Here is a 20,167-nt window from a genome sequence, read left to right on the forward strand (position 1 = left end):
ACCGATCCGAGTCTACCGAAGTGCCCGGTCACGCCCAAGCGCGGATTGTCCGCCGGGGCCATTCCGCGAGCGGCTCATTCGACGACCCGGTCGATGCGCACCGCCTGGACGTCGCCGTCGCCGGTCACCGCGACCGGGCCGGCTTCACCGACCAGGTCGCCGGGCTGCGGTGTGGCCTGGCCGCTTTTCGAGACCCGCGCCACCAGCCGCACCCGGTCGACCCGGGAGAGCGTCGCCTGGGGCGTCATGGCGTCGCCGTCGTCGAGGGTCACGGTCAGCGGCAGATCGGCCACCGTGGCCCGCGCCACGGCCAGCGGCGGCAGCTCGCCGGCGACGTCGCGGGCGACGAGGAACACGCTGTCGCCCGGCGCAACCCGCTCGCGCAACGCCGGTGCGAGGCTCACCCGTACGCTGAGCGAAGCCTCCTCCGCGATGGCGGGCTGGGAGCCGGAGCGTTCGGCCGGCACGCCCAGACGCTGCCGGGCGGCGGCGATGCCCTCGCGCAGCGCCTGCACCGAGGCCGAGTCGCCGTAACCGGCGATCGCCCGCCGCCAGTAGTCGATGGCCTCCTGGTAACGCGCGTGATCGAAGGCCTCGATGCCCAGCATGCCCAGCACCACGGGCTGGCGCGGGTCCTTGGCCAGGGTCTCGTCGACCAGCGCCTGGACCTCGTCGGTGAGGGTACGCTCGGCGGCGAAGAACTTCACCTGGGCCAGTTGGGCGAGCAGTCCGGGGCGCCGGCCCTCCAGGGCGATCAGCCGTTCGAGGCTGTCGGCGGCCTTGTCGAGCCGGCCGCTGTCACGATAGAGCGGGAACAGTTCGTACCACACCTTGGGGTTGTCGGGCTGGCGCTCGGCCTGCGTCTCGAGCCGCTCGATCAGCATCGCCAGCGAGCCGTCGGGATCGTTGCGCACCGACTGCTCGGCGGCGTACAGCGCCAGATCGCCTTCGGCACCCTGATGCTGGTACCAGAGCAGGCTGCCGCCCGCCAGGGCGATCAGCAGCAGCGGCACCAGGGCACGCCCCGCGGCGGCCGGCTTGAGCGCCCCATGGCAGCGCTCGCGGGTGTCGTCGAGCAGGCTGCGGTCGAGCTCCAGGCGGCTCTCGGCGAAGCGCTCGGCATCGAGCTCGCCGCGCTCGCGGGCGGCCTCGAGATCGGCCAGGCGCTGGCGATACACCGCCAGGTTCTCGGCGTTGCCGGTGTCTTCGGCCTCGTAGGCCCGCTGGGCGGCGTGCACCGCGGTGGCACGGCGCAGTGGCAGGATGACCAGCCACAACGCCGGCAACAGCAGCAGGGCCAGGGCGAGCCAGAGCAGGTTCATGAGCGCTCCTCGCGGCGAGTCAGTTCGTCGAGCCGGGCGCGCTCGTCGGCACTCAGCGCGCGGTTGGCGCCACGCCGCCGCGAGCGCACGATCAGCGCGACGACCAGCGCTCCCAGCGCCACCAGGGCGGCCGGCAGGCCCCACAGCAGCCAGGTCCGCGTCGTCAGCCGCGGGTCGTAGAGCACGTACTCGCCGAAGCGACGCACCAGGAAGTCGCGGATCGCGGCATCCGAGCGCCCGGCTTCGAGTCGCTCGGCGACCTTGTCGCGCATATCGGCGGCGATCGGCGAATCCGACTCGGCGATCGACTGGTTCTGGCACTTGGGACAGCGCAGCTCGTGGGTCAGCGTTGCGTAGCGCCGCTGCAGGGCCGGATCGTCGAAGTGACGGACCTCGATCGCCGCCGAGGCCGCCAGCGCCACGCCCAGCAACAGCGCCGGCCAGAGCCGCAGGATCATTGCGCGCGCCATTGTTCCACCTGGGGCAGGATCGACTGCTCGACGTCGGCCGGCGTGATGTAGCCGGTGTGGTGGTAGCGGATGACGCCGTCGCGGTCGACCAGGAAACTCTCCGGCGCGCCGTAGACGCCGAGGTCGAAGCCCAGATCGCCGTCGGGGTCGAAGAGATTGACCGCGAAGGGATCGCCGAACTCGTCGAGGAAGGCCCGACCCTTGTCGCGGGTGTCCTTGTAGTCCACGCCCACCAGGTGTACGCCGCGCCGGGCGAGCTCCAGCAGTTGCGGCATCTCCTCGCGACAGGTCGGGCACCAGGCGCCCCAGACGTTGACCAGGGTGACCCGGCCGTCGAACAAGGCGGCGTCATGACGCACCGAGGGGTCGTCCAGGGTCGCCAGATCGAAGGCCGGAAACGCGTGCCCGATCAGCGCCGAATCGCGGCCGCTGGGGTCGAGCGCCAGCCCCCGGTAGAGAAACACCGCCAGTACCGCGAACAGCGCCAGCGGGATCAGCAGCAACAGACGACGCCTCATGCGTTGACCTCCTCGAGTCCAGCCGGCCGGCGCGCCCGCGCCTTGCCACGCCGATAGCGGCGATCGGCCACCGCCAGCACCCCGCCGGCGGCCATCAGCAACGCGCCCAGCCACAGCCAGCGCACGAACGGCTTGTATTGAATGCGCAGCGCCCAGGCACCGTCGCCCAGGTCCTCGCCCATGGCGACGTAGAGATCGCGCCATAGCCCCGGGCTCAGCGCGACGTCGGTCATCGGCATGCGCCGCGCCAGATAGACGCGCTTCTCGGGGCGCATGATGAACGGGGCGTCGCCGGCGTGGCTGACCGCGATGGTCGCCACGTCGGCGACGAAGTTGGGCCCCCGACGCTTGCCGAGCGAGCGCATGGCGAAGGTGTAGCCGGCGACTTCGACCTGCTCGCCGACCGCCAGGCGCACGTTGCGCTCGACGTTGTAGTTCGACACCACGGTCACCCCGACGAGGGTCACCGCCAGCCCCAGGTGACCGAGAAGCATGCCCCAGTAGGCCGGCGTCAGGCGACGCAGCCCGGTGGCGGGAGAGCGGGCCTGGCGCAGCTTGTCGAGCAGGTCGCGGGCCAGCGAGAGCACCAGCCACAGCGCCAGCACCAGCCCCAGCGAGACCCACGGATCCCAGCGGCCGTGATAGATCAGCGGCGCCAGCGCGCCGAGCACCAGCGCACCGAGCCCCGCCACGGCCAGGCGCCGCCACAGCTCGCGGCCCGGCATGCGCTTCCAGCGGGCCAGCGGGCCGAGCCCCATGAACAGGCACAACAGGGCCGTCAGCGGCACGAACAGGGTGTTGAAGTACGGCGGGCCGACGCTGATCTTGCCGAGGTTCAGGGCGTCGAGGATCAGCGGGTAGACGGTACCCAGCAGCACGGTGACGGTCATGATCACCAGCAGGATGTTGTTGATCAGCAGCAGCGCGTCCCGCGAGGGCCAGCCGAAGGCAGTGGCGTGGGCGACGCGCGGGGCGCGCAGGGCGAAGATCAATAGCGACACGCCCACCGTCAGCCCCAGCAGGACGAGGATGAAGGTGCCGCGGGCCGGGTCGTTGGCGAAGGCGTGGACCGAGGTCAGCACCCCCGAGCGCACCAGGAAGGTGCCCAGCAGCGACAGCGAGAAGGTGAAGATCGCCAGCAGCGCCGTCCAGTTCTTGAAGCTGCCGCGCTTCTCGGTCACCGCCAGCGAGTGCATCAGCGCCGTGCCGGCCAGCCACGGCAGCAGCGAGGCGTTCTCGACCGGGTCCCAGAACCACCAGCCGCCCCAGCCCAGCTCGTAGTAGGCCCACCAACTGCCCAGCGCGATGCCCACGGTGAGGAACGCCCAGGCGACATTGGTCCAGGGCCGCGCCCAGCGCGTCCAAGCGGCATCGATGCGCCCCTCGAGCAGCGCGGCGATGGCGAAGGCGAAGACCACCGAGAAGCCCACGTAGCCCATGTAGAGCATCGGCGGGTGGATGATCAGACCCACGTCCTGCAGCAGCGGATTGAGATCGGCGCCCTCGCCGGGCACGTCGGGCAACAGCCGCGAGAAGGGGTTGGAGGTGAGCAGCACGAACAACAGGAAACCGCTGCTGACCGCCCCCATCACGCCCAGCACCCGGGCCAGCATGTCCCGCGGCAGGCGGCGCGAGAAGCGGCTCACGGCGAAGCTCCAGCCGCCGAGCATCAGGCACCACAGCAGCACCGAGCCCTCGTGGCTGCCCCATACCGCGGTGGCCTTGTAGTACCAGGGCAGCATCGAGTTGGCGTTGTCGGCGACGTAGGCGACGCTGAAGTCGTCGAGCAGAAAGCTTGCCATCAGCGTGAAGAAGGCGATCAGCAGGAAGACGAACTGGCCCAGCGCCATGGGCCGGGCATAGGCCATCCACAGCGGGCGCCGGGTGGCCGCGCCGGCCAGCGGCACGACCGCCTGGATCAGTGCCATCCCCAGCGCCAGGATCAGCGCGAAGTGGCCGAGTTCGGGAATCAGTCGGGTCAACATCGCGACTCCACTCGCTATTGGCCCGAACCGTCGCCGGCGGGCAGCTTGCCGGCGGCCTCGAGCGCATCGGCGACTTCCGGCGGCATGTATTTCTCGTCGTGCTTGGCGAGTACCTGGTCGGCATGCAGCACGCCGTCGTCGGCCAGCTTGCCGACCACCACCACACCCTGCCCCTCGCGGAACAGATCGGGGAGGATGCCGCTGTAGGTGATCTCGAGCGTGCTGTCGAAGTCGGTCACCGTGAAGCGCACGTCGAGGCTGTCGGCATCACGCACCACGCTGCCCTTCTCGACCATGCCGCCGGCACGGATCTGGCGGCCCACCGGGGCCTCGCCATCGGCGATCTGACTCGGCGTGAAGAACAGGTTGATGTTACTGCGCAGCGCGTAGCCGGTCAGCCCCACGGCGAGTGCGGCGAGGACCACCAGGCTCAGCAGCGCGAGCAGACGCTGTCGGCGTTTCGGGGTCATGATTGTCTCGCTGTCGCGTGGCGCTCGCGGCGATTGCGCCGTCGCAGATCGCGCAGCACTCGCCGGCGCTCGAGCCGCGCATGCCACACGCTGCCCACCAGCAACAGCGCGGTCACGCCCCAGGCCGGCCAGACGTACGATGCGTAACCGCCCATCATCAAAAAGGCGTGCAACGAGTCGAAGGCCATCGTTCCTCCACCGGCGCCGGGCACGCCGTGACTTGCCGCGTCGCCGACGGCATGGCGACCTCGGACTGCAAGATTGGATTATCCAACTGTATACAGGTTATGCCGCTCAAATGTATACACCCTTGGCCGTTTCACCCCTCGCCGGCCAGCTCGCGCACCCAGCGCTTGGCGGACTCTCGGCGCAGGATCTCGTTGCGGGTGCGCATCACCAGCAGCGCCGCGAAGAAGGCGTAGAACCCCAGCAGCATCACCGCCAGCGGCAGCCACATCTCGGCGGGCATGGCCGGGCGCTCGGTGAGCGTGAAGGTCGCCGGCTGGTGCAGGGTGTTCCACCAGTCCACCGAATACTTGATGATCGGGATGTTGACCACCCCGACCAGGGTCAGTACCGAGGCGGCGCGGGCACCGCTGTCGCGGCTGGCGAAGGCCCCGCGCAGGGCGATCACGCCGACATACAGGAACAGCTGGATCAGCATCGAGGTCAGGCGCGCATCCCACACCCACCAGGTGCCCCAGGTGGGCACGCCCCACACCGAACCGGAGAACAGTGCGACGAAGGTCATCGTCGCCCCGAAGGGGGCGGTCACCGCCGCCACCATGTCGGCCAGCTTGATCTTCCAGACCAGGAATACCAGCCCGGCGACGGCCATCAGCAAAAAGCACGACTGGGCGAGAATCGCCGCCGGTACATGCACGTAGAGAATCCGGAAGCTGTCGCCCTGCTGGTAGTCGGCCGGCGCGAAGAGCAACGCCCAGACGCTGCCCACGCCCAGCAGCGTCAGCGCCGCCACCCACAGCGCGGGCTGCAGCCGGCCGCCGATGGCATAGAAGGTGCGGGGCGAGACCAGCTTGTGAACGAAGGACCACATGGTCGGCTACCTCAACCGTTGAGACTGATCCGCAGTGCCGCGGCGATCGCCCAGGGCGCGAGCATCAGCGCCAGGGCCAGCAGGGCGCCGAGCAACGCCAGCCAGGGCGCGACGTCGCCGCCGAGGATCGCCACCTGCACCGCGCCGGCGCCGAAGATCAACACCGGAATGTACAGCGGCAGGACCAGCAACGACAGCAGTACCCCGCCCCGCGCGAGCCCCACCGTGAGCGCCGCGCCGATCGCCCCGATCAGGCTCAGACTGGCGCTGCCCAGCGCCAGCGAGATCGCCAGCACGCCATAGCTGCCCGCCGGCAGCGACAGGAACAGCCCCAGCAGCGGTGCCATCAGTGCCAGCGGCATCCCGGTGAGCAGCCAGTGCACGGCGACCTTGGCCAGCACCAGGGCGGGCAGCGGCTGGGGCGCCAGCAGCAGCTGCTCCAGGCTGCCGTCGTCGTGATCGCCGCGAAACAGCGCATCCAGCGAGAGCTGGGTGGCGAGCAGCGCCGCCACCCACAACAGCCCCGGGGCGATCGCCGCGAGCCGTTCGGGATCGGGCGAGATGCCCAACGGGAAGAGCGTGATCACCAGGGCGAAGAACACCAGTGGATTGATGATCTCGCCGCGGCGGCGCAGGGACAGCGTCAGCTCGCGCCTGACCGTCGCCACTAGTGCGACAACCAGGCCGCCACGGGGTTCGACGAGCCGCATCTCAGGCCGCCTCGCCGAGGCTCACGCGCCTCAGCGTGCCATGCCCGGGCAGGGCGTGATGGGTGGTCAGGATCACCCCGCCGCCCGCCGCGGCATGCGCCCACAGGCGGGCCTCGAGCGCCGCCACGCCCTCGCGATCGATGGCGGTGAAGGGTTCGTCGAGGATCCACAGCGGCCGCGGCGTGAGTTCCAGCCGGCTCAAGGCGATGCGCCGCTGCTGGCCGGCGGAGAGCTGGGCCGCCGGCATGTCCTCGAAGCCGCGCAGCCCGAACGCCCCGAGCGCCGTCAGGCGACTCGCCGTGTCGCCGCGCTCGCCGTGCAGCGCCTGGTACCAGGCCAGGTTCTCCAGCGCGGTCAGCGCCGTCTTGACGCCCGGCGCGTGGCCCAGATAGAGGAGGTTGGCGAGGTATTCGGTGCGCACCCGACGCAGCGGGCGCTCGCCCCAGGCGAGTTCGCCCGCCTGGGGCGCCAGCTGGCCGGCGAGGATCTTGAGCAGCGTCGTCTTGCCGCTGCCGTTGGGCCCCTCGACACGCACGATCTCCCCGGGGCCCACGCTCAGGTCGAGCCCCCGGAACAGCCAGCGATCGTCGCGTTCACAGGCCAGCCCGCGGCCCTCGAGGCGGAATGTCACGACGCCCTCTCCTTCACCCGTCCGCCCGGCACTGTACACGCAAAGCCCCCCAGCGACCAGCGCGCCCCGGCGCCGTCGGCAGAGCGTTGGCCGCCACGATACCCGCGCATTTGCCCGCTTCGCCGCGCTTGCTATGATGCCCGAGGCGGGTGCGTCCCGCCGCCCTGTCGCAGCCGATGGAGACGGTCATGCACGCCAGTCTGCCGCACTACCTGCAACGCCTGCCCAATCTGCCGCTCAACGATGCCGCCTGGGAAGAGGTCGACGCCACCGACCTGGTCGAGGTGCCCCTGCTCGGGCAGGTGGCCGCCGGCCTGCCGATCGAGGCCTGCCCCGACCAGAGCAGCGTCTCGATCCCCTCGCGCATGGTCCGCCGCAACACCTATGCTCTGCGCGTGCGTGGCAATTCGATGATCGACAGCAACATCCACGATGGCGACATCATCATCATCGAGCGTCAGGAAAGCGCCGAGAACGGCGAAACGGCGGTGGTGATGATCAACGACCAGGAAGTCACCCTCAAGAAGCTCTACATCGAGAAGAACGGGGTGCGCCTGCAGCCGGCCAACGCGACCATGCCGCCGATCTTCTTGAAGAACGACGACATCCAGGTGCTGGGGCTGGTCATGGGCGTGATGCGCCAGACCGACATCGCCGCCTGATGAGCTATCCGATTCCCGACCTGCCAGACGGCGAGACGCACGTCGCCGAGATCGAGATCGAACGCAGTCGCTTCATCGCCTGGGTCCGACACGCCCCCGACGTCGCCGCCTTCGAGGCGCTGCTCGCCGCAGCGCGACAGCGCTATCCCGACGCCAGCCACCACTGCAGCGCCTTCGTCGCCGGCCCGCCCGGCGAGCAGACGGCGATCGGCTTCTCCGACGACGGCGAACCCGGCGGCACCGCCGGGCGGCCGATGTTCCAGGTCCTCGACGGCAGCGGCATCGGCCAGGTGGGCTGCGTGGTGACGCGTTACTTCGGCGGCACCAAGCTGGGCACCGGCGGACTGGTGCGCGCCTACTCCCAGGCCGTGCAGAAGGCGCTGGAAACGCTGCCGTGCCTCACCTTCACGCCGCGGCGCACGCTGCGTCTGGCCCTCGACTTCGCCGGCGAGGCCGAGGCGCGCGCCTGGCTGGCCGAACGCGACGTGCCGATCGACAGCGTGGACTACGGCCCCGACGGCGTGGTGCTCGGCGTGGGCTGGCCGAGCGATGCCGATGCCGACCTGAGCGCCCTCGAGGCGCGGCTCAAGGGGCGCCTGTGGCGCCTCGCCGACCCCGTCGAGGGCTGAACGCCCCGCACCGCTCAGCAAGCCCGGGACGACCTGCTAGAATGCCGGCGCATTGTCGTCGGACGAGGTCGCATCGTGCAGTCACTACGTTATCCGGGCCGTATCGGCCTGGCCCCCATGGAGGGCGTCATCGACGCCGTCACGCGCGAGCTGCTGACCCGCCACGAGGGGTTCGACTGGACGGTGACCGAGTTCGTGCGCGTCGTCGACACGCGCCTGCCGCCCCGGGTCTTCTACAAGCACTGCCCCGAACTCCGCGACGCCGCCGTCACGCCGAGCGGCGTGCCGGTCCACCTGCAACTGCTGGGCTCCGACCCCGAGGCGCTGGCCGCCAACGCGCGTCAGGCCCTGGCGCTGGGCGCCACGAGCCTGGACCTCAACTTCGGCTGCCCGGCCAAGACGGTCAACCGTCACGACGGCGGTGCCAGCCTGCTGCGCGACCCTCGGCGTGTCGAGCGCGCCGTGGCCGCGGTGGCCGGCGCCGTCGAGGGTGCCATCCCGGTGACCGCCAAGATCCGCCTGGGCTTCGCCGACCGGCGTCTGGCGCTGGCCTGCAGCGAGGCCGCCGAGGCCGGCGGTGCCCATCACCTGGTCGTTCACGCGCGGACCCGCAACGAAGGCTATCGCCCGCCGGCCCACTGGGAGTGGATCGCCCGCATCCGCGCCCGGTTGTCGATCCCGGTGATCGCCAACGGCGACATCTGGACCCTGGCCGACTACTGGAAGGCACGCAGCCTGTCCGGCTGCGAGGACGTGATGCTGGGCCGCGCGGTGCTCGCCGATCCGTTGCTGGCGCGGCGCATCCGCCACTGGCAGCGCACCGGCGCCGTGCTGCCGGCGACGCCCTGGGCCGAGCGTGCCGAGATCCTCACCCGCTACGCCGAACGCCAGCGCCAGGGCCTGCCGGACAAGGTAGTGGTCTCGCTGCTCAAGCAGTGGCTCAACATCATGCGCGGGCAGAACGGGGAGGCGGCTTCGCGCTTCGCGACCCTGCGCCGCGAGACAAGGCTGACGGCGTTCCTCGAGGGGCTCGACGCGCCGTCGCTCGACGCCGCCGCCAGGCAGGCCGGCTGACAGCGCCTTCGCCGGTCGCACAAACGTCAGGCAACAATCAGGCAAAAAAAAGGCGCGCCGATGGGCGACGCGCCTCGAACGACCGCCACGGGATACCCGGCTCGCGATGCCGGTCTCCCCATGAGCTGTCAAGGAAAAAATACGATACGACCACGAAATCCGCCCTCCCCGAAGGGGAGGGCGGACTGTAAATCTGGCGCGCCCGGGAGGATTCGAACCTCCGACCACCTGATTCGTAGTCAGGTACTCTATCCAGCTGAGCTACGGGCGCTTGTCATGATTCGGCAGAGTCGCTGACGTCGGCTAACATGACGGGCGAGTTCGACCAAATGGGTGAAACGCCTTGGCGTTTCCGGGCAGTGGCAAGCGACATGCCTGACTACCGAGCGAAGGGAAGATGGCGCGCCCGGGAGGATTCGAACCTCCGACCACCTGATTCGTAGTCAGGTACTCTATCCAGCTGAGCTACGGGCGCTTGACTTGCCTCTTCACCGCGTCGATGTCCTTCATTCAAGATTCAAGGCACTTGAATGGCGGAGAGAGAGGGATTCGAACCCTCGATAGGGCTATAAACCCTATACTCCCTTAGCAGGGGAGCGCCTTCAGCCACTCGGCCATCTCTCCCTCATCAACACGGCGCGTAGGTTACCGTTTCTGTTGGTTCCTGTCCACCCTTGGCGAAAAAATTCTGCCGTCGAGCCGGCTTCGCTTCAGCGGTTAAACGCTCCCTGGTACCGCTTCTTCACGAACGTTGCGGGGTCACGCCGATCAATCCTCGCGATTCACGCCATTCCCCCGCGGCCTTCACGTTCCCGATTCACTGCTGTCATCGGACCTTTCACGCTGTATGCGCTGGTAGATCTCTTCACGATGCACGGAGACATCCTTCGGTGCATTGACACCAATCCGGACCTGATTCCCCTTCACACCGAGCACGGTGACGGTTATCTCGTCTCCGATCATTAAGGTCTCGCCGACTCGACGGGTCAGGATGAGCATGGCTGATCTCCTTTCAGACTTCTTCCAACGGGGTGCGCGCAACAGCTATGGTCCATAGAAGAAGCGCGGCCGTGATTATGCGCCATACGCTTCTATCAGGCCAACTCACCGCAACTCATGAGACCGCATAGTCACGTTGAATGAAAGCCCTGCCATGGACCATGGCGTATCCTTACACCCCTAGCGTAGAACCCCTGTTCGGTTCCGTGGGCCTCATTCGCTCTCCACGCTATCCTTGTCCAGCCCGAACGCCTTGTGCAAGGCACGCACCGCCAATTCCATCTGTTTCTCGTCGATCACCACGGAGATCTTGATTTCCGAGGTGGAAACCATGCGGATGTTGATGTTCTCGTCGGCGAGCACCCGGAACATCTTGGACGCCACACCGGCGTGCGAACGCATGCCCACGCCCACCAGCGAGACCTTGGCGATGTTGTCGTCGGCACGCAGTTCGCCTTCGCCCAGCGACGGAATGATGTCGTTCTCGAGGATACGCTGGGTCTGCTTGAAGTCGCTCTTGTTCACCGTGAAGGTGAAGTCGGTGTAGTTGCCGGTCGGTGCGACGTTCTGGACGATCATGTCGACTTCGATGTTGGCGTCGGCGATCGGCCCCAGAATGCGCGAGGCAACCCCCGGCACGTCGGGCGTGTTGAGCAGGGTGAGCTTGGCTTCGTTGGCCGTGAAGGCGATGCCGGAAATCAGCGGTTCTTCCATGGAATCCTCTTCTTCATCTGAATCTGCGACGATCAGCGTGCCCGGGCCCTCTTCGAAGCTCGACAGCACGCGCAGCGGGACGTTGTACTTGCCGGCGAACTCGACGGCACGAATCTGCAGCACCTTGGAGCCCAGGCTGGCCAGCTCGAGCATCTCCTCGACGGTGATCTTCTCGAGGCGCTGAGCGCGCGAGCAGACTCGCGGATCGGTGGTGTAGACGCCATCGACATCGGTGTAGATCTGGCATTCGTCGGCCTTGAGCGCCGCCGCCAGGGCCACCCCGGTGGTGTCGGAACCGCCGCGACCGAGGGTGGTGATGTTGCCCTCCTCGTCGACGCCCTGGAAACCGGCCACCACGGCCACCTGACCGTCGTCGAGGTCCTGGCGCACGTCCTCGGTGTCGATGCGCTGGATACGCGCCTTGGTATGGGCGCTGTCGGTCTGGATACCGACCTGGGCACCGGTATACGAGGTCGCCGGGACACCGAGCTTGTGCAGGGCCATCGCCAGCAGCGAGATGGTCACCTGCTCGCCGGTGGAGACCAGCATGTCCATCTCGCGCGGGGTGGGCTCGTCGTTGATCTGGCCGGCCAGCTCGATCAGCCGGTTGGTCTCGCCGCTCATCGCCGAGACCACGACCACGATCTGATGGCCTTCGTCACGGAACCGCTTCACTTTCTCGGCAACGGCCTTGATGCGCTCCACCGAGCCCACCGAGGTGCCGCCGAATTTCTGTACGTATAGCGCCATGGGTTGCCTATTGGTGTTGGGTTCATGAATGTCGAGCTAGTCCACCGCCGACCGGCCGGTCACCAGCCGGTCACGAGAAAGGGCCGCAGGCATCATGCCGCACGGCCCTTGCGAAGAGTCTAGCCCAGTTGTCGTTCGACCCAGCCGGGAACGCTGGCCAGGGCCTCGGGGAGCGCCGCCGGCTGGCTGCCGCCGGCCTGCGCCATGTCGGCGCGACCGCCCCCCTTGCCGCCGACCTGACCGGCGACGTGGTTGACCAGCTCCCCGGCCCGGACCCGCGCGGTGAGATCGTCGGTGACGCCGGCGATCAGGCTCACCTTGCCGGCCGCCTCGTCGGCCACGCCGAGCACCAGGATCCCGGAGCCCAGCTTGTTCTTGAGCTGGTCCATCAGAGTGCGCAGTTCCTTGCCGGACACGCCTTCGAGCTGCTTGGCCAGCACCCGGACCCCGGCGACCTCGTGGGTCTCGTCGAGCATGTCGCTGCTCGCCGCGCTGGCCAGCTTGGCCTTGAGCCGCTCGAGCTCCCTTTCCAGCGTGCGGTTGCGCTCGAGCAGCGATTCGACACGCGATTCGACCTGCTCGGGCTTGGCCTTGAGCCGCTCGCCGATCCGCACGAGGCGCGCCTCCTGGTCGCGGAAGTAGGCCAGCGCGCCCTCGCCGGTGACCGCCTCGATACGCCGCACGCCGGCGGCCACGCCGGTCTCGGCGAGGATGTGGAAGGCGCCGATGTCGCCGCTGCGCGCCACGTGGGTGCCGCCGCACAGTTCGACCGAGAAATCGTCGGCGCCGATGGTCAGCACGCGGACGTCCTCACCGTACTTGGCTTCGAACAGCGCCGCCGCGCCCCTGGCCTTGGCCTCGTCGAGAGTCATGTGCTCGATGCGGGTCGCGGCGTTGGCGAGAATCTCGCGGTTGACGATCGCCTCGATCTCGTCGAGCTGTTCCGCGCCGATCGCCTCGAAATGGCTGAAATCGAAGCGCAAACGCTCGGCGGTGACCAGCGAGCCCTTCTGCTGGACATGCTCGCCGAGCACCCGCCGCAGCGCCTCGTGGAGCAGGTGGGTGGCCGAGTGGTTGCGCATGGTCGCGGCACGCAGCGAGGCGTCGACCCGCGGCACCAGCGTGGCACCGACCTCGAGCGTGCCCTCGATCACCACGCCGTGATGCAGGTGGTGCCCGGCCTGCTTCTGGGTGTCGCTGACCTCGAAGCGCACGCCGTCGGCCTCGAGATAGCCGGTGTCACCCACCTGACCGCCGGATTCGCCGTAGAACGGCGTGCGGTCGAGCACCACCACCCCGCTCTGGCCGGCCTCGAGCGCCGCCAGGGCGTTGCCCTCGCCGTCGACGATAGCGGTGACCCGGGACTCGTCCTCGAGGCGCTCGTAGCCGGTGAAGGTGGTCTCGCCCTCGACGTCGACCGCCGCACTGTAGTCGGCACCGAACTGGCTGGCCGCCCGGGCGCGCTCGCGCTGGGCCTCGAGTTCGCGCTGGAAGCCCACCTCGTCGAGGATCACGCCACGCTCGCGACAGATATCGGCAGTCAGGTCGAACGGAAAGCCGTAGGTGTCGTAGAGCTTGAACACCGTCTCGCCGGCGAGCACCTCGCCGTGCAGCTCGGCCAGCGCCGCCTCGAGCAGGCCCATGCCGTGGTCCAGGGTACGCGCGAACTGCTCCTCTTCCTTGAGCAGGACCTTCTCGATCTGCTCGCGCGCCTTGCGCAGCTCCGGGTAGGCCTCGCCCATCTCGCCGTCGAGCGCCGCCACCAGCTTGTGGAAGAACGGCTCGCGGGCGCCCAGCTTGTGGCCGTGGCGCACCGCGCGGCGGATGATCCGGCGCAGCACGTAGCCGCGTCCCTCGTTGGAGGGCAGCACACCGTCGGCGATCAGGAAGGCGCAGGAACGGATATGGTCGGCGATCACCCGCAGCGATGGCGTCGCGGTATCGGCGTGGCCGATGATGCCGGCGGCCGCCTCGAGCAGGTTCTGGAACAGATCGATCTGGTAGTTGGAGTGCACGCCCTGGAGGACCGCGGCGACGCGCTCCAGCCCCATGCCGGTGTCAATCGACGGCTTGGGCAGCGGATTCAGGTTGCCCGCGGCGTCGCGATCGAACTGCATGAACACCAGGTTCCAGATCTCGATGTAACGATCGCCGTCCTCGTCGGGGCTGCCCGGCGGGCCACCGGCGACCTCGGGACCGTGGTCGAAGAAGATCTCCGACGACGGCCCGCAGGGCCCGGTGTCGCCCATCTGCCAGAAGTTGTCCTCGTCGAGCTTGGAGAAGCGCTCGGGATCGACACCGATCTCCTCCTTCCAGATCTTCTCGGCCTCGTCGTCGCTGACGTGGACGGTGACCCACAGCTTGTCGGCCGGCAGGCCCAGACGCTCGGTGAGGAAGGTCCAGGCGAAACGGATCGCGTCGCGCTTGAAGTAGTCGCCGAAACTGAAGTTGCCGAGCATCTCGAAGAAGGTGTGGTGGCGCGCGGTGTAGCCGACATTGTCGAGGTCGTTGTGCTTGCCGCCGGCGCGCACGCAGCGCTGGGCCGAGGTGGCGCGCACGTAGGGGCGCGGGTCGCGACCCAGGAAGACGTCCTTGAACGGCACCATGCCGGCATTGGTGAACAGCAGGGTCGGGTCGTTGTCGGGGACCAGCGAACTCGACGGCACGATGGTGTGCCCCTGCTCCTCGAAGAAGGTCAGAAAGGCCTGTCGGATGTCTGCGCTTTTCATAATGAGTCCATGGCAATGGGCTTTAGGCTTTTCCGAAAACGGACTGCGCTCGGCCATGCTCGCCCGACGCGATGGCACGAAACGTGCGCGAAGCGTGGCGGAAAATGACGGAAACAGGCCGTCCTGAGCCGTCGCAAGGCGCACTAGTATAACGCGTTCAGCGGGGGACTAAAGAAGGGGTGGCGTCGAGGCACGCCGGGAGGCGGCGCGCAGGACGTCGGAAAAACGGGTGGGCGGACGACGGCGACGCCGTCCGGCGTTCAGTCGTCGGCGCCGTGCCAGGCATGTTCGAGGGCGTGGCGGGTCTGCTCGGCATCGAAGCCCCGCTGAGCCAGGAAACGCTGCCGGCGGGCCCGTTCGCGCGGCGCGTCGCCGGGGCCGGCAAAGCGCTTGGCCAGCACCTCGCAGGCCAGGGCGTACCAGTCGCACTCGGCGTCGCGAAGGGCTTCGCCGATCAGTTCGTCAGCCACGCCGCGCTGGCCGAGTTCCGCACGGACCTTGACCGGCCCCTGGCCGCGCTGGACACGGCTGCGCACGAAATGCTCGACGAAGCGCGCATCCGACTGCAGCCCCTCCTCGGCGAGCCGGGCGATGGCCGCCTCGACCGTTGCCGGGTCGTGGCCCTTGGCGGTCAGGCGGCTGCGCAACTCGGCCGCGGCATATTCGCGACGCGCCAGCAGGCGAATGGCGTCGTCGCGCGGCGTGGACGATGAATCAGCGGTCATGGCCAACGCTTACAGCAGATCGTTGTCGTCCTCGGCGGGCGTCTCGGCGGGCTCGGCCTCGCCCTCCTTGGCCTTGGGCTCCGGCGTGCTGAGCAGCTGGGCGCGGATCTGGCTCTCGATCTCCTCCATCACCGCCGGGTTGTCCTCGAGGTACTGGGCGGCGTTGGCCTTGCCCTGGCCGATCTTGTTGCCCTGGTAGCTGTACCAGGCGCCGGCCTTGTCGACCAGCTTGCACTGCACGCCCAGATCGACCACCTCGCCGGCGTGGTAGATGCCCTTGCCGTAGAGGATCTGGAACTCGGCCTGGCGGAACGGCGGCGAGACCTTGTTCTTGACCACCTTGACGCGGGTCTCGTTGCCGGTCACCTCGTCGCCCTGCTTGACCGAGCCGGTGCGGCGAATGTCCAGACGCACGCTGGAATAGAACTTCAGCGCGTTGCCGCCGGTGGTGGTCTCGGGGCTGCCGAACATCACGCCGATCTTCATGCGGATCTGGTTGATGAACACCACCATGCAGTTGGCGTTCTTGATGTTGCCGGTGATCTTGCGCAGCGCCTGGGACATCAGCCGCGCCTGGAGGCCGACGTGGGAATCGCCCATCTCGCCCTCGATCTCGGCGCGCGGCGTCAGTGCCGCCACCGAGTCGATGATGATCACGTCGACCCCGCCGGAACGCACCAGCATGTCGCAGATCTCCAGCGCCTGCTCGCCGGTGTCCGGTTGCGAGACCAGCAGATCGTCGAGATTGACGCCGAGCTTCTCGGCGTAGCTCGGGTCGAGGGCGTGCTCGGCATCGATGAAGGCACAGGTCTTGCCCTGCTTCTGGGCCTGGGCGATCACCGACAGCGTCAGCGTGGTCTTGCCCGAGGACTCGGGACCGAAGATCTCGACCACCCGGCCCAGCGGCAGGCCACCGATGCCCAGTGCGATGTCCAGGCCCAGCGAGCCGGTGGACACCGAGGGCATGGTGACCCGCGGGGTATCGCCCAGGCGCATCACCGTGCCCTTGCCGAATTGCCGCTCGATCTGCGACAGCGCCGCGTTGAGCGCCTTGGAACGATTCTCGTCCTGTGCCATGAAAGGCCTCCTGAAAACGCGTGAAAGCCGCTCCAGCGCGACGGCATTCGGCCCCGTTGGCCCGCCTCGACTGGTCTGGCTCGCTTACTGTATGGTTGAACAGTATTATGGCGAAAAAATCGTCGCGCGCCTATCCCTCGCCCGGTCTTTAATTACGCGAGGCCGGATCGTCGACAGCCGCTTCCAGCCGGTCGATCAGCCCGGCCAGCGCCACGCGTACCGCCTGCTCGCGGACGGCCCGGCGATCGCCGGCGAGGTGGCGGCATTCGCTGTCCGCCCCGGCGGCGTCGCCCCAGGCGAACCAGACCGTGCCCACCGGCTTGTCGGGCGTGCCGCCGTCGGGGCCGGCGACGCCGCTGATCGCCACCCCCAGCGTGGCGCCGCTCTCCCGGCAGGCCCCGACGACCATCGCCTCGACGGTCTCGCGGCTGACCGCGCCGTGACGCTCGATCGAGGCCGCCGGCACGCCCAGCAGGCGCGTCTTGGCGGCGTTGGAATAGGTCACGTAGCCGGTTTCGAAACAGGCGGAACTGCCGGCGATGTCGGTGATCGCACTGGCCACCCCACCACCGGTGCAGGACTCCGCGGTGGTGACCGTGGCGCCGCGCGCCAGGCAGGCACGCTTGAGGCGTTCGCCGAGGGTCGCGAGATCGAGACGGCTCAGGGAATCGTCGTGGCTCACCGAAAGGCTCCTTGGCGGTTGACGGCGACAGCTTAGCAGACCCGACCGCCGAGGGTTTACCCGGCGTCGCCGGCCTGTCGGACGTCTCGACGGCCTGACGACAGCCGGGCCCGGCCCCATCGCCTAGCCCCGGCCCGACCCGACCCGACCCGACCCGACCCGACCCAGGGCAGGATCGCCGGCGATGGCACGACCAGCAGGCGCATAGCCGATCCGGGCAAGGCCGACGTCGACCCGCCGAGGCGAGGCCCGCCCTGTCATGCCTTCGCGGGACTGCGCTAGAATGATCGGCCAACCTCGGCTCCGGCGGAGCCCCAGTCAGACGGAAGATGCCAGACGCCATGTCAGATGCGGTTGCCAGCAAGTCGCAGACTCACACGCCGATGATGGCTCAGTACCTGAAGATCAAGCGCGACCACCCGGACGTGCTGCTCTTCTATCGTATGGGTGATTTCTACGAGCTGTTCTACGACGACGCCAAGCGTGCCGCGCAGCTGCTCGACATCACCCTCACCGCCCGCGGCCAGTCGGCGGGTGCGCCGATTCCCATGGCGGGGGTGCCCTATCACAGCGCCGAGGGCTATCTCGCACGACTGGTGAAGGCCGGTGAGTCGGTGGCGATCTGCGAGCAGATGGGCGATCCGGCGACCAGCAAGGGTCCGGTGGAGCGCAAGGTGGTGCGCATCGTCACCCCCGGCACCCTGCACGACGAGGCACTGCTCGACGCCCGCCGCGACAACCTGCTGCTGGCCCTGCACGCCCGTGGCGAGCGTTGGGGGCTGGCCTGGCTGGAGCTTTCCAGCGGGCGCTTCAGCGTGCTCGAAGTCGACGGCGACGCCGACATGCTCGCCGAGATCCAGCGCCTGTCGCCGGCGGAACTGCTGGTCGCCGATGGCGCCGACCTGCCGCCGACGCTCGCCGAGCGGGCCGGCCTCAAGCGTCAGAGCGCCTGGCTGTTCGACCCCGAGTCGGCCCATCGCCTGCTGTGCGACCAGTTCGGCGTCGCCGACCTGCGCGGCTTCGGCTGCGCGCATCTCGAGTGCGCGATCACCGCCGCCGGGGTGCTGGTCGACTACGCCCGCGATACCCAGCGCTCGCGCCTGCCGCACGTCACCTCGCTGGGTGTCGAGAGCCGCGACGATTCGGTGGTGATCGACGCCGCCAGCCGGCGCAACCTGGAGATCGATACCAACCTCGGCGGCGGCGGCGAGAACACCCTGGCCAGCGTGCTCGATACCACTGCCACGGCAATGGGCTCGCGGCTGCTCAAGCGCTGGCTCAACCGCCCGTTGCGCGATCGCGACCAGGTCTCGGCGCGCCAGGGCGCCGTGCAGTTGCTGCTCGACGGCGACACCTATCTGCCCCTGCACGAAACGCTCAAGCAGATCGGCGATGTCGAGCGGATCCTCGCCCGCGTCGCGTTGCGCAGCGCCCGGCCGCGGGACCTGGCCCGCCTGCGCGATGCGCTCAACGCCCTGCCCGACCTTCAGGCGACCCTTGCCAGCCTCGACGAGGGTACCGCCCTGGACGGGCTCAAGCGTCATATCCGTCCCTATCCGGAACTCGCCGACACCCTGACCCGAGCCCTGGTCGAGAGCCCGCCGGTGGTGATTCGCGACGGCGGCGTGATCGCCGAGGGCTTCGACGACGAACTCGACGAGTTCCGCGGCCTGGCCGAACACGCCGGCGACTTCCTGGTCAAGCTGGAGACCCGCGAGCGCGAACGCACCGGACTCACCGGGCTCAAGGTCGGTTACAACCGCGTCCACGGCTACTACATCGAGATCCCCCGCGCCCAGGCCCGCGAGGCGCCGGCCGACTACATCCGCCGCCAGACGCTGAAGAACGCCGAACGCTTCATCATTCCCGAACTCAAGGAGTTCGAGGACAAGGCACTGTCCGCCAAGTCGCGGGCGCTGGCCCGCGAGAAGCTGCTCTACGAGAGCCTGATCGATACCCTCGGCGCGCAACTGGAGGCGCTGCAGGCCAGCGGCCGCGCGCTGGCCGCCCTCGACGTGCTGGTGGCCTTCGCCGAACGCGCCCTGGCGCTCGACCTGGTGCGCCCGCGGCTCGCCGAGACCCCCGGCCTGACCATCCACGGCGGTCGTCACCCGGTGGTCGAGCACGTCTCCGACGCGCCCTTCGTGCCCAACGACCTGCACCTCGACCCGGCGCGCCACATGCTGGTGATCACCGGGCCCAACATGGGCGGCAAGTCGACCTACATGCGCCAGGCGGCGCTGATCGCCCTGCTCGCCCACAGCGGCAGCTTCGTGCCCGCCGACGCCGCCGAGATCGGGCCGCTGGACCGCATCTTCACGCGTATCGGCTCCAGCGACGACCTGGCCGGCGGTCGTTCGACGTTCATGGTCGAGATGACCGAGACCGCCAGCATCCTCAACAACGCCACCGCCGAGAGCCTGGTGCTGATGGACGAGATCGGCCGCGGCACCAGCACCTTCGACGGCCTGTCACTGGCCTGGGCGAGCGCCGAGCACCTCGCCAACCTGCGCGCCCTGACGCTGTTCGCCACCCACTATTTCGAGATGACCGCCCTCACCGAGCAGTTCGACGGCGTGGCCAACGTCCATCTCACCGCCGCCGAGCACGGCGATGGCATCGTCTTCATGCACCGCGTCGAAGAGGGCCCGGCCAGTCAGAGCTACGGCCTGCAGGTCGCCCAGCTCGCCGGCGTCCCGCCGGCGGTGGTGGCACGCGCCCGCGAGAAGCTGGCCGGGCTCGAGCAGAACGAGATCGACCAGGGGCAGGCGCGCCCGCGTGCGCCGACGGCATCGGCAACCGCCAGCCCCCAGCAGCCCGACCTCTTCGCCAGCACGACTCACCCGCTCGTCGACGAGCTCGGCGGTCTGGCGCTGGACGAACTCACCCCGCGTCAGGCGCTGGAACTGCTCTATCGCTGGCGGGAACGGCTATGACCCGGGCGGCATGAGATCATGCCCAAA

Annotated in this window: 19 protein-coding genes and 3 tRNA genes; 4 read left to right on the plus strand and 18 right to left on the minus strand. The window is 68.7% G+C overall.

What is annotated here, in order from left to right:
• Positions 1-74 precede the first annotated feature (74 nt).
• The 9 genes from ccmI to ccmA form a co-directional block, all read right to left on the minus strand.
• A complete protein-coding gene (gene ccmI / locus KGR00_RS16945) occupies positions 75-1,322 on the minus strand; it encodes a c-type cytochrome biogenesis protein CcmI (protein WP_224418993.1) in 1,248 nt (415 codons plus the stop codon).
• Positions 1,319-1,792 carry a cytochrome c-type biogenesis protein gene (locus tag KGR00_RS16950; RefSeq protein ID WP_224418992.1) on the minus strand — a complete coding sequence of 158 codons (474 nt, stop codon included), beginning with the start codon at positions 1,790-1,792 and terminating at the stop codon, positions 1,319-1,321. Before KGR00_RS16950 ends, ccmI begins: the two co-directional genes overlap by 4 nt.
• Entirely contained in the window at positions 1,777-2,310 is a 534-nt protein-coding gene (locus tag KGR00_RS16955; RefSeq protein ID WP_129141948.1) for a DsbE family thiol:disulfide interchange protein, read from the minus strand. Before KGR00_RS16955 ends, KGR00_RS16950 begins: the two co-directional genes overlap by 16 nt.
• Complete coding sequence (locus tag KGR00_RS16960; RefSeq protein ID WP_275423191.1) at positions 2,307-4,295, minus strand: heme lyase CcmF/NrfE family subunit; 1,989 nt, start codon at positions 4,293-4,295, stop codon at positions 2,307-2,309. The genes KGR00_RS16955 and KGR00_RS16960 overlap by 4 nt, the downstream gene beginning before the upstream one ends.
• A gap of 14 nt (positions 4,296-4,309) precedes the next feature.
• On the minus strand, positions 4,310-4,765 hold the full coding sequence (ccmE, locus tag KGR00_RS16965) for a cytochrome c maturation protein CcmE (protein ID WP_224418991.1): 456 nt from the start codon (positions 4,763-4,765) through the stop codon (positions 4,310-4,312).
• Positions 4,762-4,953, minus strand: coding sequence for a heme exporter protein CcmD (gene ccmD / locus KGR00_RS16970; RefSeq protein ID WP_224418990.1), 192 nt, complete (start codon positions 4,951-4,953; stop codon positions 4,762-4,764). The genes ccmE and ccmD overlap by 4 nt, the downstream gene beginning before the upstream one ends.
• Positions 4,954-5,084: 131 nt before the next feature.
• Entirely contained in the window at positions 5,085-5,822 is a 738-nt protein-coding gene (locus KGR00_RS16975) for a heme ABC transporter permease (RefSeq protein ID WP_224418989.1), read from the minus strand.
• 11 nt (positions 5,823-5,833) lie between these two features.
• Positions 5,834-6,532, minus strand: coding sequence for a heme exporter protein CcmB (gene ccmB, locus KGR00_RS16980; protein WP_224418988.1), 699 nt, complete (start codon positions 6,530-6,532; stop codon positions 5,834-5,836).
• 1 nt (position 6,533) lies between these two features.
• Positions 6,534-7,163: a cytochrome c biogenesis heme-transporting ATPase CcmA gene (ccmA, locus tag KGR00_RS16985; RefSeq protein WP_224418987.1), complete on the minus strand. Its 630-nt coding sequence runs from the start codon at positions 7,161-7,163 to the stop codon at positions 6,534-6,536.
• A gap of 188 nt (positions 7,164-7,351) precedes the next feature.
• On the opposite strand from ccmA, the gene lexA reads away from it, so the two are divergent.
• The 3 genes from lexA to KGR00_RS17000 all read left to right on the plus strand — a co-directional run bounded on the left by lexA (position 7,352) and on the right by KGR00_RS17000 (position 9,528).
• Positions 7,352-7,825, plus strand: a complete 474-nt coding sequence (gene lexA / locus KGR00_RS16990) for a transcriptional repressor LexA (protein ID WP_129140798.1) — start codon at positions 7,352-7,354, stop codon at positions 7,823-7,825.
• A complete protein-coding gene (locus KGR00_RS16995) occupies positions 7,825-8,454 on the plus strand; it encodes a YigZ family protein (RefSeq protein ID WP_224418986.1) in 630 nt (209 codons plus the stop codon). Before lexA ends, KGR00_RS16995 begins: the two co-directional genes overlap by 1 nt.
• A gap of 117 nt (positions 8,455-8,571) precedes the next feature.
• Positions 8,572-9,528, plus strand: coding sequence for a tRNA-dihydrouridine synthase (locus KGR00_RS17000; RefSeq protein ID WP_224419868.1), 957 nt, complete (start codon positions 8,572-8,574; stop codon positions 9,526-9,528).
• A 194-nt stretch (positions 9,529-9,722) separates the two neighbouring features.
• Here KGR00_RS17000 and KGR00_RS17005 read toward each other — a convergent pair.
• The 9 genes from KGR00_RS17005 to KGR00_RS17045 all read right to left on the minus strand — a co-directional run bounded on the left by KGR00_RS17005 (position 9,723) and on the right by KGR00_RS17045 (position 17,204).
• Positions 9,723-9,799, minus strand: a tRNA-Arg gene (locus tag KGR00_RS17005).
• 127 nt (positions 9,800-9,926) lie between these two features.
• Positions 9,927-10,003 (minus strand) — tRNA-Arg (locus KGR00_RS17010).
• 56 nt (positions 10,004-10,059) lie between these two features.
• A tRNA-Ser gene (locus KGR00_RS17015) sits at positions 10,060-10,152 on the minus strand.
• A gap of 180 nt (positions 10,153-10,332) precedes the next feature.
• Positions 10,333-10,527, minus strand: coding sequence for a carbon storage regulator CsrA (gene csrA, locus KGR00_RS17020; RefSeq protein ID WP_129140800.1), 195 nt, complete (start codon positions 10,525-10,527; stop codon positions 10,333-10,335).
• A 213-nt stretch (positions 10,528-10,740) separates the two neighbouring features.
• Positions 10,741-11,991, minus strand: coding sequence for an aspartate kinase (locus KGR00_RS17025; RefSeq protein ID WP_224418985.1), 1,251 nt, complete (start codon positions 11,989-11,991; stop codon positions 10,741-10,743).
• Between the two features lie 119 nt (positions 11,992-12,110).
• The gene (alaS, locus tag KGR00_RS17030) at positions 12,111-14,720 is read right to left on the minus strand and encodes an alanine--tRNA ligase (protein WP_224418984.1); all 2,610 of its coding nucleotides are present in this window, start codon (positions 14,718-14,720) and stop codon (positions 12,111-12,113) included.
• A gap of 260 nt (positions 14,721-14,980) precedes the next feature.
• A complete protein-coding gene (locus KGR00_RS17035; protein ID WP_224418983.1) occupies positions 14,981-15,445 on the minus strand; it encodes a regulatory protein RecX in 465 nt (154 codons plus the stop codon).
• Positions 15,446-15,454: 9 nt separating this feature from the next.
• Positions 15,455-16,522, minus strand: coding sequence for a recombinase RecA (gene recA / locus KGR00_RS17040; RefSeq protein ID WP_224418982.1), 1,068 nt, complete (start codon positions 16,520-16,522; stop codon positions 15,455-15,457).
• Positions 16,523-16,670: 148 nt separating this feature from the next.
• Positions 16,671-17,204 (minus strand): nicotinamide-nucleotide amidohydrolase family protein, encoded by a 534-nt coding sequence (locus KGR00_RS17045; protein ID WP_224418981.1) that lies wholly within the window; start codon positions 17,202-17,204, stop codon positions 16,671-16,673.
• A 341-nt stretch (positions 17,205-17,545) separates the two neighbouring features.
• On the opposite strand from KGR00_RS17045, the gene mutS reads away from it, so the two are divergent.
• On the plus strand, positions 17,546-20,140 hold the full coding sequence (mutS, locus tag KGR00_RS17050) for a DNA mismatch repair protein MutS (RefSeq protein ID WP_224418980.1): 2,595 nt from the start codon (positions 17,546-17,548) through the stop codon (positions 20,138-20,140).
• Positions 20,141-20,167 lie beyond the last annotated feature (27 nt).

It is taken from the genome of Modicisalibacter sp. MOD 31.J (assembly GCF_020147985.1).
Classification (GTDB): Bacteria; Pseudomonadota; Gammaproteobacteria; order Pseudomonadales; family Halomonadaceae; genus Modicisalibacter; species Modicisalibacter coralii.